Source organism: Streptomyces sioyaensis (assembly GCF_004122735.1).
Classification (GTDB): domain Bacteria; phylum Actinomycetota; class Actinomycetes; order Streptomycetales; family Streptomycetaceae; genus Streptomyces; species Streptomyces sioyaensis.
This window is the reverse complement of the sequence record NZ_SDIF01000019.1, coordinates 1-17,484: the sequence shown is the minus strand read 5'-3', so window position 1 is coordinate 17,484 and position 17,484 is coordinate 1. Positions and strand designations below refer to the sequence as shown.

General features: G+C 71.0%; 13 protein-coding genes. 7 read left to right on the top strand and 6 right to left on the bottom strand.

Annotation, left to right across the window (positions count from 1 at the left end):
• Nucleotides 1-548: 548 nt before the first annotated feature.
• The gene (locus EST54_RS09400; RefSeq protein ID WP_129246981.1) at nucleotides 549-923 is read right to left on the bottom strand and encodes a DoxX family protein; all 375 of its coding nucleotides are present in this window, start codon (nucleotides 921-923) and stop codon (nucleotides 549-551) included.
• Nucleotides 924-1,040: 117 nt separating this feature from the next.
• Here EST54_RS09400 and EST54_RS09395 point away from each other — a divergent pair, with 117 nt between their 5' ends.
• On the top strand, nucleotides 1,041-1,553 hold the full coding sequence (locus EST54_RS09395) for a MarR family winged helix-turn-helix transcriptional regulator (protein ID WP_129246979.1): 513 nt from the start codon (nucleotides 1,041-1,043) through the stop codon (nucleotides 1,551-1,553).
• Between the two features lie 166 nt (nucleotides 1,554-1,719).
• Here EST54_RS09395 and EST54_RS09390 read toward each other — a convergent pair whose 3' ends face one another.
• Complete coding sequence (locus tag EST54_RS09390; protein WP_239012548.1) at nucleotides 1,720-3,345, bottom strand: sensor histidine kinase; 1,626 nt, start codon at nucleotides 3,343-3,345, stop codon at nucleotides 1,720-1,722.
• A gap of 838 nt (nucleotides 3,346-4,183) precedes the next feature.
• Between EST54_RS09390 and EST54_RS09385 the strand changes: the two genes are divergently transcribed.
• Both EST54_RS09385 and EST54_RS09380 read left to right on the top strand, forming a co-directional pair.
• Complete coding sequence (locus tag EST54_RS09385) at nucleotides 4,184-6,340, top strand: S9 family peptidase (protein WP_129246975.1); 2,157 nt, start codon at nucleotides 4,184-4,186, stop codon at nucleotides 6,338-6,340.
• Between the two features lie 171 nt (nucleotides 6,341-6,511).
• A complete protein-coding gene (locus EST54_RS09380) occupies nucleotides 6,512-7,054 on the top strand; it encodes a Rieske (2Fe-2S) protein (protein WP_129247090.1) in 543 nt (180 codons plus the stop codon).
• 571 nt (nucleotides 7,055-7,625) lie between these two features.
• Here the strand turns inward: EST54_RS09380 and EST54_RS09375 are convergent.
• The 3 genes from EST54_RS09375 to EST54_RS09365 form a co-directional block, all read right to left on the bottom strand.
• Nucleotides 7,626-9,503, bottom strand: coding sequence for an alkaline phosphatase family protein (locus tag EST54_RS09375; RefSeq protein WP_244942482.1), 1,878 nt, complete (start codon nucleotides 9,501-9,503; stop codon nucleotides 7,626-7,628).
• Nucleotides 9,504-9,990: 487 nt separating this feature from the next.
• A complete protein-coding gene (locus EST54_RS09370) occupies nucleotides 9,991-10,470 on the bottom strand; it encodes a nucleoside deaminase (RefSeq protein WP_129246971.1) in 480 nt (159 codons plus the stop codon).
• A 92-nt stretch (nucleotides 10,471-10,562) separates the two neighbouring features.
• Complete coding sequence (locus EST54_RS09365; RefSeq protein WP_129246970.1) at nucleotides 10,563-11,255, bottom strand: cysteine hydrolase; 693 nt, start codon at nucleotides 11,253-11,255, stop codon at nucleotides 10,563-10,565.
• A 200-nt stretch (nucleotides 11,256-11,455) separates the two neighbouring features.
• Here EST54_RS09365 and EST54_RS09360 point away from each other — a divergent pair, with 200 nt between their 5' ends.
• The 3 genes from EST54_RS09360 (at nucleotide 11,456) to EST54_RS09350 (ending at nucleotide 15,187) form a co-directional block, all read left to right on the top strand.
• A complete protein-coding gene (locus EST54_RS09360) occupies nucleotides 11,456-11,920 on the top strand; it encodes a pyridoxamine 5'-phosphate oxidase family protein (RefSeq protein ID WP_129246968.1) in 465 nt (154 codons plus the stop codon).
• Between the two features lie 383 nt (nucleotides 11,921-12,303).
• The gene (locus EST54_RS09355; RefSeq protein ID WP_129246966.1) at nucleotides 12,304-13,764 is read left to right on the top strand and encodes an acyl-CoA synthetase; all 1,461 of its coding nucleotides are present in this window, start codon (nucleotides 12,304-12,306) and stop codon (nucleotides 13,762-13,764) included.
• On the top strand, nucleotides 13,748-15,187 hold the full coding sequence (locus EST54_RS09350; RefSeq protein WP_372448107.1) for a carboxyl transferase domain-containing protein: 1,440 nt from the start codon (nucleotides 13,748-13,750) through the stop codon (nucleotides 15,185-15,187). The genes EST54_RS09355 and EST54_RS09350 overlap by 17 nt, the downstream gene beginning before the upstream one ends.
• A 29-nt stretch (nucleotides 15,188-15,216) precedes the next feature.
• On the opposite strand, the gene EST54_RS09345 is transcribed toward EST54_RS09350, so the two are convergent.
• Nucleotides 15,217-16,125: a LysR family transcriptional regulator gene (locus EST54_RS09345; protein WP_129246964.1), complete on the bottom strand. Its 909-nt coding sequence runs from the start codon at nucleotides 16,123-16,125 to the stop codon at nucleotides 15,217-15,219.
• 74 nt (nucleotides 16,126-16,199) lie between these two features.
• Here EST54_RS09345 and EST54_RS09340 point away from each other — a divergent pair, with 74 nt between their 5' ends.
• Nucleotides 16,200-17,243 carry a DMT family transporter gene (locus tag EST54_RS09340; protein WP_129246962.1) on the top strand — a complete coding sequence of 348 codons (1,044 nt, stop codon included), beginning with the start codon at nucleotides 16,200-16,202 and terminating at the stop codon, nucleotides 17,241-17,243.
• The last annotated feature ends 241 nt before the right edge of the window (nucleotides 17,244-17,484 follow it).

Sequence of the window (17,484 nt, the reverse complement as noted above, 5' to 3'; positions counted from 1 at the left end):
GCGCTCGGCGTCGGCGCTTCCCTGCGTCATTTCCCCACTCGCGTGGTGGTGGACCTCGGCCCTACTGGGCAAGACGGTACAGCGGCCTGGTAGAGCCGTTTGCTGTGCGGTCGAGCGGCGAGGTCGTAGTGGTCCGCGACCGTAGTGCCCGGTACTTCCGCTGGTCGAAAGGTCTGGCGGCGGTGGCGGCCCACGATGGCCCCTGTAGGCCGAGCGAACGTGAGGCAAGAGCACTCCGCCCGCTCAACTGACCGTCCAGGGCACCATATTTGGCTGATTGGCAATCGCCACCGGTGACGATCGCTCGCCCACGGTAGTCGTGCGCTACGGACGAATACGTCGTGCGCTTCGGACGAATACGCAGTCGGCATCCGGCCTTGCCGGCCGGGCGCTGTAGGAGTTGGGCGCGCGCCGGTCCTGATCCGGCTGCGCGCCCCCCGGGGGCAGGACGGGTTTCGCCTCTCGGTGGCGCGCCGCGACCGCTTGTGCGGGCGCGGTGTTCGCCCCGGATACGGGTCAGGACGGCGAGCGCCTCGCCGCACCGCCCGCTAGAAGGAGTACGGGCCGAACCGGCCCCACACCACGACGGCTGCGAAGGCGAGCAGCGCCACGTCCACGATGATCATCTGCGTCTCGCTGCGGCGGGCATGCACCACCACGCCCCCGACCATGACCAGCACGAGACCGAGCGCGGCCAGCGGCACCAGCACCGGAGCGATGCCGGACAGCGCCGGCACGGTAAGCCCGACCGCGGCCAGTACCTCCATGGCCCCGATCAGCTTCACCGTCCCGGCACTCATGTCCCCGGCCCAGCCCATACCCGAGGCCACCAGCTTCTCCTTCGGCTGGGACAGCTTCATCGCCCCGGCCGCAAGGAACGCCACAGCGAGCACACCCGCGAGGCCCCACAACACCATGTTCATGCTACTCAGCACCCTTCGATGACTTCAAGCTTTAACTGAAGACTAGAGTGCGATCACTTAAAGATGCAAGTGATGCGGAGTGTTGATCACTTAACGCGTGAAGTTATACTCGCGGACATGGAGAACGCGCAGGAGCCTCGCTGGCTGGACGACGAAGAAGATCAGGCGTGGATCGCGCTGGTCAGTGTGCTGATGCGGCTGCCCGCGGCGCTGGACTCACAGCTCCAGCGCGACGCCGGTGTGAGCCACTTCGAGTACCAGGTGATGGCCGGGCTGTCCCTGGCCCCCGAACGAACGCTGCGGATGAGCGAGCTGGCCGCCTTCGTCGAGGGCTCCCTCCCCCGGCTGTCCCAGGTCGTCGGACGACTGGAGAAGCGCGGCTGGGTACGCCGCAGCCCTGATCCCACCGATGGCCGCTACACCGTGGCCACCCTCAACGACGAGGGCTACGACAGAGTGGCCGCGGCCGCCCCGGGACACGTGGAGACGGTGCGCGCCTCCGTCTTCGATGCGCTCACCAGGGCACAGGTCCGCCAGCTGACCGCGATCGGGCGCCGCATCGTCGGCGCCATCGACCCCGATCACCCCCTCGTCACAGGAACGGTGGACCGGCTGCGCCCCAAGAAATGAGCGCATTCGGGCAGTCCCGCCAGGTGAACGTACGGCCGAGCCGCACCCCGCACGCTGCGGCCGGCTCGGCCGGGCCGGCTGAGGTGAGGTGAGGTGAGGTGCGGGGTGGACGGTCTCGTCCGGAGGCGTAAGGACAGTTGCGGGCGCGGGCGGGAACGGGTCCCGCTCAGCGGCCGGCGAGCGGGACCGTGGCCTCGATGGCGAAGCCGCCGTCCGGCCGGCCCCCGGACGTGAAGGTGCCGCCGAGGGCGGTGACGCGTTCACCCAGGCCGACGAGTCCGCGGCCGCCGCTGGGCAGTTCCGTGCCGGACGGGCCGTGCGGGGCGTCGTTCTCCACCCGTACCCGCACCGCGTCGGTGAGGTAGCGCACCTCGACGCGGACCGGGGCCCCGGAGGCGTGCTTGGCGGCGTTGGTCAGTCCCTCCTGGACGAGGCGGTACAGGGCGCCGCTGAGGTCGGCGGGCAGCGTACGGGGGTCGCCGTTGATGTCGAGGCCGATCGGGGTCCCGGTGCTGCGCGACTCCTCGACCAGGGTGGTGACGTCGTCGAGCGTCGGAAGTGACGGTGCCGGGTGCTGGTCGTCCGCGCCGTCCATCCGCAGCACGTTCAGTACGTCGCGCAGTTCGTTGAGGGCCTGGCGGCCCATCTGGCCGATCAGTGCGCCCGTCTTCCGGGCGACCTCGTTGTCCCCGCCGGCCCCGGCTTCCAGCGCGCCGGCGTGCACCACCATCAGGCTCACCCGGTGCGAGACCACATCGTGCATCTCGCGGGCGATCCGGGCCCGTTCCTGCATCCGGGCCTGCGCTTCCTTGAGGTGCTGCTCGCGTTCCAGGCGCTCGGCCCGTTCCCGCAGGTTCACCAGCAGGCTCTGCTTGGCGCCGCGGTACATGCCGAGCAGCACCGGCACCACGACCATGGACACCAGCAGGACCATCACCAGGGGGGTGACCACCCGCAGGTTCGTGGAGTACGCCCAGCCGAGGAGCATGGCCGCTGCCGCCCCGGAGATCATCAGCAATTGGCGGCGGGAGCGCCCGTATTTGGCCACCGTGTACAGAGCGACCGGCAGCGTGCTGAGCGCCGGCAGGACCAGCGGCAGCAGCGCGATGGCGGCCAGCGCCACCCCCGCGGGGTAGCGGCGCCGCAGGACGAGGGTCAGGCCCGCCAGCGGCACCAGCGCGGCGAACACCGGCACCGGCAGCAGCAGCGTGTCGTGGTTGACCGCATTCGAGGTGAAGACCGCCGGTGGGTTGGCCAGGGGGAACAGCAGCACCAGGAAGACGTCGAACAGCATCGCCCGCCGGCTCTCCCACCAGCCCGGGTGCCGGCTCAGGGAACGGAGTCCGGCGAGTACCGGCAGGATGACGGCGGCCAGCAGCACCACGATCAGCATCACCCCCTGGTACGACGCCCCCATTCCGTGGCGGGGGGCCAGACGCTGAAGGTGGACCACGGCGATGGCGAGGACGGTGACCAGCCCGAGGGATGCGGCGATTCCCGCGGTGCGGAGCTGCCGGGTATGGCGGGCGAGCGAGTAGTACGCGACGGAGACCGTCAGGACGGACCCGGTCCCCAGCAGCAGTCCGCCGGTCACCACGGCGGCCACCGCCACCGGAAAGCGGCGCCGGAACAGCAGGAGCAGGCCCGCCGCTGCCGTCAGCCAGCCGGACAGGGACGGCGACAGCGGACTGTAGATCTCCCCCGGCGCGAAGCCTTCCCGGATCTGGGGATCCAGCAGGGCACAGCCCAGCGCGATCACCACATCGAGGACCACGGTGTACCACGGGCGCATCCGGCACAGTGTCCGCACCCGGCTCCGCAGGCCGTTCGGCGCGGACGCCTCCCCCGAAATCACGGAATGGGAAGGTGACTTCTCCGTGGTTTCGGTGAACGGTGCGGAGCTTTTCTCAAGGGTCACGGGAATAACCAGACGGCCGGCGGAGGTGTCCGGAGATTGTAGGGCAGTTCCGTCCGGTCCGGCAGACGAACCATTTCAGGACGCGATACGGCACGGGAAACAACTTCGCAATGTGACCCCACAATGACTTTGGGTCATCACTGTCCTCCCCGTCCCCCTGTCCTCTCTGTCCTCCCTGCTGCATTCTGCGCGGCGCGCCACCGTTCCCACCGCAAAGGGATACAGAAACGACGGCCACGCATAGGACATTGCCAGTGCGTTGGGCAAAGGCAGCGCCCAGGGCAATACCAGCGCGTCTGGCGGGGAAAACGAGGCATGGGCGGCCGGGCATCGACGAAACGGAACGCCGACGTACGAGTCGGTCCGACTTCCTTTGCAGCAGAACACTTTCCTGGATTTCGGCGAGACGCGATGCCGGACGCCCGAAGCCCGATGCTGGATAGCGGATGTCGGACGCCCGATGCCGGATACCGGATTCCGCTGCGGTCAATTGGCGGTAAAGCGCAGGCCTGCGGGATTGGCCCCGTCGGGACCCCGGCGCCGATCCCGCTGTCCGTCGCGGCGGCCGGACGTCGCGAAGCAGCACGTCGCGACGCCGCACGTCGCGGGTGGGTCTTCCGCAGACGTCTTCGGTGTGCCTAGTTTCTCTTCAGAGATCGTCATCCCCGGACCGGCACCGTCCGGGTCGCCCGCACCCCCGGAGGACAGCACCTTGGACAGCAGTGCCCGGAACGTCGAGCACACCGTGAACTCTGCTGCGTTTCCCCGCCAGTTCGCCCGTACCCGTCGCTTCTCCCTCGGAGTGCCCCGGCAGTTCACCGTCTCCCCCGACGGCTCCCGGGTGCTCTTCGTCCGTACGGGCTCGGGCACCGATCCCGTGGGCCGGCTGTGGCAGTACGAGGACGGCAAGGAACAGCTGCTGGCCGATCCGGCGCTCCTGGTGGGGAACGGTTCCGGGGAGGTCCCCGAGGAGGAGCGGCTGCGCCGGGAGCGCGCCCGGGAGCGCTCGGTGGGCGTGGTGTCGTACGCGACCGACGACGCGGCCCGCCTGGTCGCGTTCGCCCTGTCCGGGGCCCTGTGGGCGGTGCGTACCGACGGTGGCGCGCCGTTCTCCGTCCCCGCGGCGGGGCCGGTGGTCGACCCCCGCCCCTCCCCCGACGGCCGGCACGTCGCCTATGTGAGCCGTCGCTGCCTGCACGTCGTGGATCTGGCCGGTGCCGACCGGCAGCTGGCCCGCGCCGAGGGTCCGGACGTCTCCTACGGGCTCGCCGAATATGTCGCCGCGGAGTCCATGCACCGGATGCGCGGCTACTGGTGGGCGCCGGACAGTCGCCACCTCCTGGTGGCCAGGGTCGACACCGCCCCCGTGGAACGGCGTTACACATCGGATCCGGCCGACCCGACGAAGCCGCCGCGGGCGGTTCCCTACCCGGCGGCAGGCACCCCCAACGCGGAGGTCACTGTTCAGCTCCACTCCCTGGAGGGCGGGCGGATCGACGTGCAGTGGGACCGCAGGGCCTATGAGTACCTCGTCGCCGCCGGCTGGGACGCACAGGGCCCGTTCCTCACCGTACAGAGCCGTGACCAGCGCATACTGCGGATGCTCAGGGTCGATCCGGCGACCGGCGCCACCGAGCTGCTGCACGAGCGGACCGATCCCGCGTGGGTGGAGATCGTCCACGGCACCCCCGCCCGTACGGCGTCGGGTGCCCTGGTGCTCCCCGAGGACGACGGCGACACCCGGTATCTGGCCGTCGGCGGCCGGCGGGTCACCCCCAGGGGGCTGCAGCTGTGCGAGGTCCTCGGGGTCGAGGGCGAGCAGGTGCTGTTCACGGCGAGCGAGGACCCGCTGGAGACCCACGTGTGGCGCCATGAACCGGGCCGCGGCAACCGGCGGCTGAGCCGCGGGCCCGGCCGGTTCACCGGCGTGGGGCGTGGTGGCACGGTCGTCCTGGCCGGGGTGACGCCACGGGGCGACGAAGCCCGCGTCCTACGGGAACCGGCGGCCGGCACGGGGACGGGGACGGGGACGGGGACGGATGCGCCGTACCAGGTCATCCGCTCACTCGCCGAGGAGCCGTCGGTCACCCCGCGGCCCCGCCATCTCACCCTCGGCGAACGGCAGTTGCGCGGCGCGCTCTTCCTGCCGTCATGGCACGAGGAGGGCACCGGGAAACTGCCGGTGCTGCTCGACCCGTACGGGGGGCCGGGAGCGCAGCAGGTGGGGCGCGACCGCGGATGGTTCACCTGTGTGTCCCAGTGGTTCGCCGAGCAGGGGTTCGCGGTGCTGGTCGTCGACGGCCGCGGGACACCGAACCGGGGCCCGGCCTGGGAGAAGACCATCCACGGCGACCAGCTCACGCCCGCCCTGGAGGACCAGATCGACGCGCTGCGGGCGGCCGCGGCGCGCTGCGGTGACCTGGACCTGGCGCGGGTGGCGATCCGTGGCTGGTCCTTCGGCGGGTTCCTTGCCGCGGGCGCGGTGCTGCACCACCCCGAGGTCTTCCACGCGGCGGTCGCCGGCGCGCCGCCCACCGACATGCGGATGTACGACACCCACTGGAAGGAGCGGTTCCTGGGCCACCCCGATGAGCAGCCGGAGAATTATGCGCGCTGCTCCCTGATCGGCCACGGCCATCTGCTGAGCCGCCCGCTGCTGCTGGTCCACGGGCTCGCGGACGACAATGTGGCCGCCGCGCACACCCTGCGCTTCTCGGCGGAGCTGCTCGCGGCGGGCAAGCCGCACAGCGTGCTGCCGCTCCCCGGCGCCACCCACCTGCCGGCCGATGACGCGGTCAACGAGCAGCTGCTGTTCTTCCAGCGGGACTTTCTGCGCGACGCGCTGGGCCCTGGTACCTCAGCGAGCTGAACCTTCGTACCTCAGCAAAAGGAACGCATCCGCGTTGAACACCCCGGGCCGACCCTCCGTATGGACCCTGTGCAACGCCCATGGAGCAGAGCGCGCACCGAAGGCACCACCAAGAACCGGAGGCACACCATGGCTCGACAGGCAGCGTCGGAGCGGACGGAGACCGCAGCGATGACCGCGGCGCAGGAGACCGGCCCGGCGACGCAGGAGAACGGCCCGGCGACGCAGGAGACCGGCCCGGCGGCGGAGCGCGGGGCGGGACGGCGGGCCGTCGTCGCGGCGGTCGGCGCGGCCGGACTGACGGCGGCCCTCGCGGCCTGCGGCGGCAGCAAGATGGACGCGGGCAGCGGCGACTCCAAGAGCGCGGCCGGCGAGCAGTCGTCCTCGGGGGCGAGCGGCGGGGGCAGCGGCAGCGGTGCCGAGAGCGGCAGCACACTCGCCAAGACCTCGGAGATCCCCAAGGGCGGCGGCAAGATCTTCAAGGCCGAGAAGGTGGTCGTCACCCAGCCGCAGGACGGCGAGATCAAGGCGTTCTCCGCGATCTGCACCCACGCGGGCTGCGTCGTCGGCGAGGTCTCCGGCGGCACGATCAACTGCATGTGCCACGGCAGCAAGTTCGACATCAACGACGGCAGCGTGAAGAAGGGCCCCGCCACCAAGGCACTGGCCCCCGCCAAGGTGGACGTCAAGGGCGGGTCGGTCACCCTCGGCTGACGGCACGGCCGCCCAGCCGCCCGCCGGGCTCCGGCCCCGGCGGGCGGGTGTCATGGGCGCCGCTCAGGCCTCTGGGGGGAATCAAGCCCGCCCTATGGGGTCTGCAGTTCCCCGATCCGTGCCACTGCCGTTCCCGTCTTCGGGCATACCCATACCGCCACGTCCGTGCGCACCGTCGCCGTCAGCGGATGCGTGTCCGGGTGTGTCGGGCACAGTGGCCAGACCGCCGATGCGCCTTCGGACCACAGTGCCTCCACCGCCCACTCGAACAGAGGATCACGTTCGGAAGCGGATGGCATCTCGGGCCAACGACCGGCTGAGCCAGGAGGAACTGCACCGCCGTCGTCAGGTGCCCCTCTGAGCATGACGCCTGGTAAGACCGCCACACTCCCGGAAGGGTTGTTTCTGCCGACCGTGCGGCGATTTGACGCTGCCGGTGGAACGGCCCCGCGGTGATCCAAACGACACGGCCTGGCCACGGTCAGCCCGCCGAACGGTCCCATTTGGGCCGCCGATGCACCGTGGCGACGGCGGCCAGGGCGGCCGCCGTCGCCACGGATGTCCTGGCCGATCAGTCCGTTCCGGCAGTGGCGATCCGGCCGGCGTAGCGCTGCGTCCAGGTCGTGTCGGTGTCGACGGTGACCACCACGTCGTAGTAGCCCTCCTGGGTCGGCCACATGACGACCTTCGTCTCGCCGTGGGCCACCGTGACCTTCCGGGTACGGCCGAGGTAGTCGTGAGCGGTGAGCTTGTAGTCCACCGGCTTGGTGCCGTCGTTGTGCAGCGTGAGCTCCACCTGAGCACCGTGCGTGGTGCGCGCGCCCTTCAGCAGGTCGACTTCCACGCGCGGGAGGCCGCCCTCCTTCTTTCCAGCGGGCGCGACCTGGCCGGCGAAGGAGCGCACAAAGCCGTCGTTGGAGTAGATCGAGAACGCGTACTTGCCGTCGTGGGCCTTGGCGTCCCAGGTGTACTCGCGCGGATTGCGCGCGGTGACGGTGAACGGCGTGCTGGAGAACGCCTGGTACTTGTCGGGGAAGACCTGAAAGCTCAGGGCTTTGTCCTTCGGGCCGCCGGTCAGGGTCATCCTGGCGGTGACCGTCCCCGACGCGCGGTCCTCCGAGATCGTCGCGTGCGGATGGAAGCTCAGCGGGCGCGCTTTCATGTGGTGGGCGGCGATGGACACCGCCTGCTCGGCGAGCGGGTCCGCGAAGGTGGCGGGCCCCGGTTGCGGGTGGGCGAAGTCGAGCGCGCTGGTCAGATCGCCCGCGATCGAGCGCCGCCAGTCGCTGATGTTGGGGCAACGGAACGGCTTGCCGAGGTGGGTCGCCCAGATCTCCAGGAACTTGATCGTCGAGGTGTGGTCGAAGACTTCCGAGGCGACGTATCCTCCGCGGGTCCACGGCGAGACCAGCAGCATCGGCACCCGCGGACCGAAGCCGAGCGGGTAGTCGCCGACGTACTCGCGCGCCGTGCCCGGCTCAGGCCATGGCGGCAGCACGTGGTCGAACTTCCCGTCGTTCTCGTCGTAGTTGAGAATGAAGAGGGTGTGGTCCCAGATATCGGGATTGCTCTGCAGGATGTCGAGCAACTTCTTGACGTAGCGCTCGCCGTGCAGGGTGTCCGCGCTCGGGTGCTCGGACCAGCCGTACGGCGCCACGATCCAGGAGACTGCCGGCAGCGGGTGTTCCGAGCCTGGCCGGCAGGCGTCACGGAGGTTTTTGAGGACCGCGTCGAGGTTCTCGTCGGAGTCGTCGTTCGGCGAGGTCATGCCGGAGTAGTACGTGGCGTTGCCGCGCCAGATCAGCCCGGTGCCGGGCCGCAGCTTGGGGTCGTCGGCGCTCAGCCCCTCCGGGTCGAACCCCTTGAAGTACTTCAGCTCGTTGTCGCCGTAGTCGCCGACCCAGGTGCTGATGTAACCCTGCCGCCCGTTGCCGCTGTTGTCGGAGTAGAGCCGCCAATCGATACCGGCCTGCTGGAGCTGCTCGGCCACCGTGATCCAGGGACGGGAGTAGTTGGACTCATCGGTGTTGCCCGTCTCGCTGTTGGCGGTACCGCTCCACAGGTACTTTCGGTTGGGGTCGGTCGGCCCGAACTCAGAGCAGAAGTTCTGGTCGGCGACGGTGTACTGCGCGGCGACCGAGTGGTAGAAGCCCATGTAGGCGTCGCTGTGGTAGTTCATGCAGCTGGCGCCGTTGTGCTGCACCCACAGGTCCCACTTGCGGTGGTCGACGTCGCCCCAGGCTCCGTGGTCGTTGCCCCAGGCTCCGTCGTCGACCTGCGGGGTGACGATGTTGCCGCTGCCGTCCTTTTGCTGGAAGACGGTGGTGCCGTCCTGGAACCGCAGCGCCTGCTTGTCGTTGAAGCCGCGTATGCCGGGGAACGTGCCGAAGTAGTGGTCGAGGGACCGGTTCTCCTGCATCAGGATCACGACATGCTTCAGGTCGGACATGGTGCCCTTGAAGCCCTTCGGCAAGACGTACCCGGGCTGCGGAGCAGCGTACGCACCGCCCGCCCCGGCGGTCGCGCCGAGTACCAGCGCCCCGGCGACGCCCCCCGTGCCCTGGAGGAACCTACGACGTGTCGTGCCGGTCGACGTCTCGGGTCTGTTGCCGAGCTCGGACTCGGACCTCGGGATGATCGGATCGGGGGCCATGGAAGCTCCTCGCATAGGCGTGGATGGTCGGAGATGGTGCTGTAGCCCCCCTCATCGAAGCGAGTGGATACCAACTCTGTGTGAACACCGGCCGAGCGATCAGCAGGACAACGACTGCGAGGTTGGCAACTTCTGCGCCCGATCACCAACGGGTCAGGAAGGCCGCGCAGGTCGCAGCAGGCTAGGAGAGGGGCCTGCGGGGGACCCCGTAACGCGGCGATGCAGCCGGCGCACTTGATGCGGACCGTAGAGCTCTTTCCGGGCCTGAAGCGTACGGTTGCGCTCAGGGTGCGCTGTGAAAGCGGCGGTGCAGGTCGCGTACCTGCTCGGCGAGGCCGGGAATCGGGCCCTCCACTACGAGGTCAGGGACGATCGCCTGGATCGGCAGGGTCCGCACGGGAGGTGAGGGAATCCCCAACTCGGCGAGCCAGGACGCCAGTTGCTCGGAAGAACTCGCATACACGATGCGCCCCAGCCCGACCCAGCCATGCGCGGCGGCGCACATCGGGCAGTGCTCACCGGAAGTGAAGACGGTCGCCGCCGCTCGCTCCTCAGGGGTCATGTTCGCCGCGGCCCAGCGCGCCAGCTCGAACTCCGGATGGCGGGTGCGGTCTCCCGAAGCCACCCGGTTGTGGTCCTCGGCCAGGACGGCCCCGTCCGCGGAGACGAGCACAGAGCCGAACGGCTCGTCGCCCGACTCCAGAGCCTCGTTCGCCAGTTCCACACAGCGGCGCAGGTGCCGCAGCTCAGCGTCATTCACCATGATGCCCCCAGCAAGTGATCTTCTGTGGTCATCAACGGATGCTAGGCCCTCGATCCGCTCGGCATACTCGAACAGGCGGCACGGCAGAACCCTCAACCACTGGGCGAATCCGGCCCTTTTGCAGAGCGCGCAGCCAGGTGGGGGCCCCGGCGCAGTCGTCGCCAGCTGGTCAGGACCTCCTCCGTGGTGGTGACGGTGGCGACCAGGGCGAGGGTGTTGCGGACCATCGCGGGGGTGTACTCGGCGGGCACCCCCGCGATGGCGTCTGCGGGCACCACGGCCGTGTAGCCCAGGTTGACCGCGTCGAACACGGCGTTGGGGACCGCCACGTTCGCCGACACCCCGGTGACGACGAGCGTGCGGCACCCGAGGTTGCGCAGCAGTGCGTCCACCTCGGTGCCGGCGATCGGCGAGAGGCCGTGCAGTCGCCGCACGACCAGGTCGTCTCCGGTCACAGGAATGGGATCGGCGACACGTACCGCCGTGGACCCGGCGAGCTGCTGGACGGGCAGCCGCTCGGCCGCCTTGAAGAGGCGGGCGTTGTGGCTGGCACCACGGCCGTCGGGACGGCGCTCGGCGATCGCGTGCAGCACCTGGACGCCGGCGTCATGAGCGGCTGCCACCAGCCGCGCGACGTTGGCCAGCGCCCCCGACCTGCGGGCCACCTCGGCCAGTTCGGGCAAGGCGCTGTCCGGGCCGACCACACCGCGCTGGCACTCGACGGTCAGCAGCACCGTCGAGTCCGGGTCCAGTTGCGCGACGCGCCGCGCGGCGTCCGAAGGCATCGTATTCCCCTCTGGCGGGCCTGGTTCCGTGACGGGCCTGTTCACGGCGGGTGAGAGTAGCGGGCATTGCGTACGCGAGGAAGAGCCCGCATGATTTCTGACGCATAGTCAGTTCAGGATATCGACGAGGATGGACGAGTGTCGGGTGAGCGGGGCGGTGCCCGTAGTAGGGGCTGCCACACGGCGGAGGGCGGGGACGGATGGCCGGCACACAGCGGCGCGGGCGCCGGATCATGATGACCCGCGGCGAGCTCGATGCGTTCCTCGGGACGCAGCGCACCTGCCGGGTCGCGACGGTCGGCGGCGACGGCGCACCGCACGTCGGCGCGCTGTGGTTCGTCTGGGACGGTGCGGCGCTGTGGCTGTATTCGATCACTCGCAGCAAGCGGTGGGCACAGCTGCGCAAGGACCCGCGGATCGCGGTGGTCGTCGACGACGGGCACGAGTACGGCGAGCTGCGCGGCGCCGAGCTGACCGGCCGGGTGGACTTCGTCGGTGAGGCCCCGCGCACCGGCGAGCCCTGCCCTGAACTGGACGCCCCTGAACGGCTCTTCGCCGAGAAGTACTTCGGAATGTCCCGGGTACCGCACGACGGCCGGCATGCGTGGCTGCGCCTGACGCCCCGGTCCGTCGCGTCATGGGACTTCCGCAAGATCCCGGGGTGAGGCGTGAGCGCCGCGGGCGGCTGCTCCCCGGTGCTGAGGGCGGGCGCCGCGAGGTGCCTGCGTGCCGTAGCCGCGTGAACGGACGACGTGCTCACCATGCCGTAGCCGGGTGAACGGACGACACGATCACCGCGCCGTAGCCGCTGGACGGACGACACGATCACCTCTCCGTACTCGCCGTGCCGTGCCCCGTCATCGCCGGAACGCAGGTCATCGCCGCTGGTGCGCGCCCCGCCGCCTGAAGTTGATCTCCGTCGGGAGATCGCAATGTCAGTGGTCTCTGCGAGAGTGGTCTCGGTCAGCCCGTTCCGCGCCGGCAGGGGTGCGGAAGCGGACGGCCCGGCCGTGACGGGCCGGGCGCCGACGAGGACGAAGGAGATCCGGTGAACGTGTTCTTCCCCGCGCTGCGCGATGCGTCGCCCGCCCCGGCGCTGCGCTTCGGCGACCGCGCTCTGAGCTATCAGCAGTTGGCGTCGGTGGCGGGCGCGCTCGCCGAGCGGATCGCCGGCGAGAGCCGTATCGCCCTCTGGGCGACGCCGACGCTGGAGACGTCCGTCGGCGCGGTGGCCGCGCTGCTCGCGGGGGTGGCCGCGGTACCGGTCAATCCGAAGATCGGCGAGAGCGAGCTGGCGCACATCGTGGCGGACAGCGCGCCGACGCTCGTCCTGGCCGAGCCGGGCGCCGATCTGCCGGTGCCGCTCTCCGCGCTCCCCCGTGTCGACATCGAGGCCGCGGAGTCTCCCGAGGGGGTCGGACCGGCCCTGCTGCCGGCCGAACCGGGCGACGAGGCGCCGGCCTTGATCGTCTACACCTCCGGGACGACCGGGCCGCCCAAGGGCGTCGTCCTCCCCCGGCGCGCCCTCGCGCACACCCTGGACGCCCTGGAGGACGCCTGGCAGTGGACCGCCGACGACGTCCTCGTCCACGCCCTGCCCCTCTTCCATGTCCACGGCCTGATCCTCGGCATCCTCGGCCCGCTGCGCCGCGGCGGCAGCGTCCACCACCTGGGGCGCTTCAGCACCGAGGCGGTGGCGCGGGAGCTGTCCGCGGACGGGACGATGCTGTTCGGCGTCCCGACGATGTACCACCGCCTGGCCGCGGAGGCCGGACAGGATGCCGTCCTCGCCAAGGCGCTCTCCCGGGCCCGGCTGCTGGTCTCCGGCTCGGCCGCGCTGCCGCAGACCGATCACGAGCGGATCGCTGCCGCGTGCGGTCGGCGGGTGATCGAGCGCTACGGCATGACGGAGACCCTCATGAACACCAGCGTGCGGGCGGACGGCCCGGATGCCGTGGGCACGGTCGGGGTGCCCCTGCCGGGGGTCTACGTCCGGCTCGTCGACGACACGGGCCAGGCCATCGAGGGGGGCGACGCGGAGACGGTCGGCGAGATCCAGGTCCGCGGCCCGAACCTCTTCGTCGAGTACCTCAACCGCCCCGATGCCACCGCCGCCGCCTTCGACGGCGGATGGTTCCGTACGGGCGACATGGCGACCCGCGACGCCGCCGGGAACTACCGCATCGTGGGCCGCAAGGCCACCGACCTGATCAAGAGCGGCGGCTACAAGATCGGCGCGGGTGAGATCGAGAATGCGCTCCTGACGCACCCCGGGGTCGCCGAGGCCGCCGTCACCGGCGCCCCGGACGAGGACCTCGGCGAGCGGATCGTCGCCTGGATCGTGGTGCGGACCGGTCCGGACGCGGGCCCGGTGCCGTCCGGCCAGGAGCTCGCGGATCATGTCGCCCGTCAGCTGGCGCCGCACAAACGGCCACGCACCGTGCACTTCCTGGACGCACTGCCGCGCAATGACATGGGCAAGGTGCTGAAGCGTGAGCTCCGTGCGTGACGAAGGGCGCGGCGAGGCCGGGGACCGAGCCGGCGCTCCCGCCGAGACGATGCCGTGCGCACGACTGACGGCACGTCAGGCCATTGCCGCCGTCTCGGATACGTACACCGAGCTGACCGTGCCCGAGGGACCCGGCGCACCGGCGACGGCGCCCTCCGCGCCGGACGGCCCGCTCGGCTGGCCCGGCTACGACGACATGCGGGCCCGCGCCCACGCCCGGACCGGCGAGCACGAGTCGGTGGTCACCGCCCTGGCCACGATGGGCGGCACGGAAGCGGTCGTGCTCTCCTTCGAGTTCCGCTATCTGGGCGGCTCCCTGGGCGAGAGCACCGGCGACCGACTGGAGGCCGCCTACCGCCTGGCGCGCGAGCGCCGCCTGCCGGTCGTCTCGCTGATCGCCACGGGCGGCAGCCGGATGCAGGAAGGGATGCGCGCGCTGACCCAACTCCAGCGGGTGGCCGCCCAGTCGGCGCACACCCGCGCCGCCGGCCTGCCGCAGATCGCCGTGCTGCGCGATCCGACGACCGGCGGCGGCTGGGCCACCCTCGGCGCGGCCGCCGATGTCATCCTCGCGCTCCCCGGGGCACAGGTCGGCTTCGCGGGCTCACGGGTACGCCCCGCGGACGCCGACCCGTACGCCTACTCCGCCGAGGGACAGCTGGCGTCGGGCCATATCGACGCCGTCGTCCCGCCCGACCGGCTGCGCGCCACGCTCCAGCACTGGCTTCAACTCCTTTGTGGATCAGGAGAGTTGGGCAGCCCCACCGTGGATCCGGCCTCGTTGCCGTACGCACTCGGCGTGCCGGGGCTGCCGGAGACCGGCTGGGGCGCGGTGGCCCGCGCCCGCGAGCCGCGGCGGCCGCGCGCCGAGGCCTATCTGCGGGCCTACTTCGACGACCGGGAGGAGCTCAGCGGCGACCGCTGTGGCGGTGTCGACCCCGGGATGCGGTGCGGCTTCGGCCGTCGTGACGGGCGCACGATCGCCTTCGCCGCCCAGTGCGGCACGGCCACCCGCCCGGCCGGCTTCCGCAGCGCCGCCCGCCTCGTCCGGCTCGCCGACCGGCTCGGTATACCGGTCCTCACGCTCATCGACACCCCGGGGGCCGCCAATGACGCGGCGGCCGAGCGCGCCGGGGCCGGAGCGGCCATCGCCGACACCTTCGCGGCGCTTGCCACCGCCCGGGTGCCCGTCACGTCCCTGCTCATCGGGGAAGGCGGTTCGGGCGGCGCGCTGGCGCTGGCCGCGCCGGACCGACTCTGGGCCACGCCGGACAGCTACTTCTCCGTGATCGCCCCGGAGCTGGCCGTGGCCATCCTCAAGCGCGACCCGGCGCAGCTCCATGACACCGCCGACCAACTCCGCATCCGCCCGCAGGATCTGCTCGACCTCGGCGTCATCCGCGGGATCGCCCCACCGGCCTGACGGGGGTGAGACGGCCGGCCAGGCCCGCCTCAGCAGGCCTCCACGCTCTTTCCGGCCGCACGGAGCGCTTCCACCGCCGCCCGGATCGAGGGCCTGCGGTCGGCGTCCTCACGCCAGATGGCGTAGACATGGCGGCGCATCGTATGGGGTACGGGCACCACGCTCACCCCCTCCGGCACCGGCCCGCGGCCGAGCCGCGGCGCCACCGCGATCCCCAGCCCGGCCGCGATCAGGGCGAGCTGAGTGTGATGCTCCTCGGCCATGTGCGCGATCCGCGGTTCCATCCCCTTGCTGCGCAGCGTGAACATCAGCCAGTCGTGGCAGAACTCCCCCTGCGGCCAGGAGATCCACTCATCGTCCGCGAATTCCTCCAACTCCACGGACTGCCGCCGGGCCAACGGATGGGTGGACGGCATGGCCACATCGGCCGGATCGTCCAGCAGCGGCGCCTTGGCCAGCCCCTCGGGCAGGGACAACGGCCGGTTGTACCAGTCCAGCACGACCGCCAGATCGATATCGCCGCGCACCACCCCGCGCACCGATTCATCCGGCTCCATCTCCGTCAGCCGCGCGCGCAGCTGGGGGTGCTCGGCGGCGAGCGCGACGAGCGCGGCCGGGAAGAGTCCTCGGGCAGCGGTGGGAAAGGCACCCAGCCGCAGTTCACCCACCGCCTGACCGCGGTGCGCCTCCAACTCGGCCTGCGCGAGCTCGACTTGGGACAGAATCCGGGTGGCATGATCCGCGAGCAGCCGCCCGGCGTCGGTCAGCCGCACCCCGCGTCCGTTCTTCGCCAACAGCTGCTGACCGGTCTCCCGCTCCAGCTTGGCGATCTGCTGCGAGACGGCCGAGGTCGTCACATGCAGTCCATCGGCGGCCGCACTCACCGACCCATGGCGGGCGACGGCACTCAGCGTCCGGAGGCGATCAAGGTTCAACATATAAGTAATGCTAAGCGATACCCGGCAAGAAATCTCGCTTGTGCTACGAAGTTGCACGCCGCATCGTGGACGCCATGAGCACCACCGCCGGCGCGTCCACCGCCTCCGCCCATGCCGCGACCTCCCAGCCCCCGTCCGCCGAACCTGCTGCCGACCAGACCGTCGCGGCGGCCGCGTCCGTGGCGGCCGCGAAGCCCGTCGGCCGTGCCTGCGGCTGGCAATTCCGCTTCGCCGTCCTCTCCCTGATCTGGGGCTTCAGCTTCCTCTTCATCAAGGTGGGCACCCAGGGCTTCGCTCCACTACAGGTCACCCTGGGCCGGGTGGTGTTCGGTGCGCTGGTACTGCTGACCATGCTCGCGATCAAGCGCGAGCGGCTCCCCCGCTCCGCGCGCACCTGGGGCCATCTCGCCGTCGCCGCGCTCTTCCTGAACGTGCTGCCGTTCTCCCTCTTCGCCTACTCCGAACTGACCATCCCCTCCACGCTGGCCGGGATCTGCAATGCCACCTCCCCGCTGTGGGGCATGGCGCTGTCGGTGGTCGCACTCTCCGAGGACCGCCCCACCCGGCGCCGGGTCGCGGGTCTGGGCATCGGGTTCCTGGGCGTGCTCACCGTGCTCGGCGCCTGGCAGGGCTTCGCCGGCACCGATCTGACGGGCACCGCGATGGCCCTGGGCGCCTCGCTCTGCTACCCCATCGGCTGGATCTACGTCCGCCGCACCCTGGCGGGCGGCCGGCACTCCCACCTCTCCATGTCCAGCGCCCAGTTGCTGCTCGCATCCGCCCAACTGGCCATCGCAACACCCCTCTTCACGACCGCACCGGCAGGTATCCCCCTCGTCCCGCTGCTCGCCGTCTTCGCACTCGGCGCGCTCGGCACCGGCGTCGCCTTCCTCCTCCAGTACGGGCTGGTCGCCGAGGTCGGCCCCACCACCGCGCAGATGGTCACCTACTTCGTCCCCCTGATCGCCACCGCGGCCGGAGTGCTGCTCCTGCACGAGCGGCTGAGCTGGAACACCCCGGCCGGCGCCCTCATCGTGCTGGCCGGGGCCGCGCTCACCCAGAGCAAGCCCCGCACGCGCCACGCGTCCGCCCCACGGCCCGGGTCCGCTGCCGACTGACAATCCGCCCGGACCCGCATACGCCAGGTCCGCCGGCCCCCGAGCCCGTCTCGGGGGCTCCCGCACAGCCTCCCGCGCCCCGGAACCAACAGCCTGCGCCTGCACAGCAGTTCCGGCTGCCGTACCGAGCTGAGCGCCTGGGCGGGGTACGGAAAGGGGCGTCCGGCGACCAGCGCGGAAGGGGCGTCGTGGACGGGGTGGACGGGGTGGACGAACATCGGCCCCGCCCGTCGCCCACCGC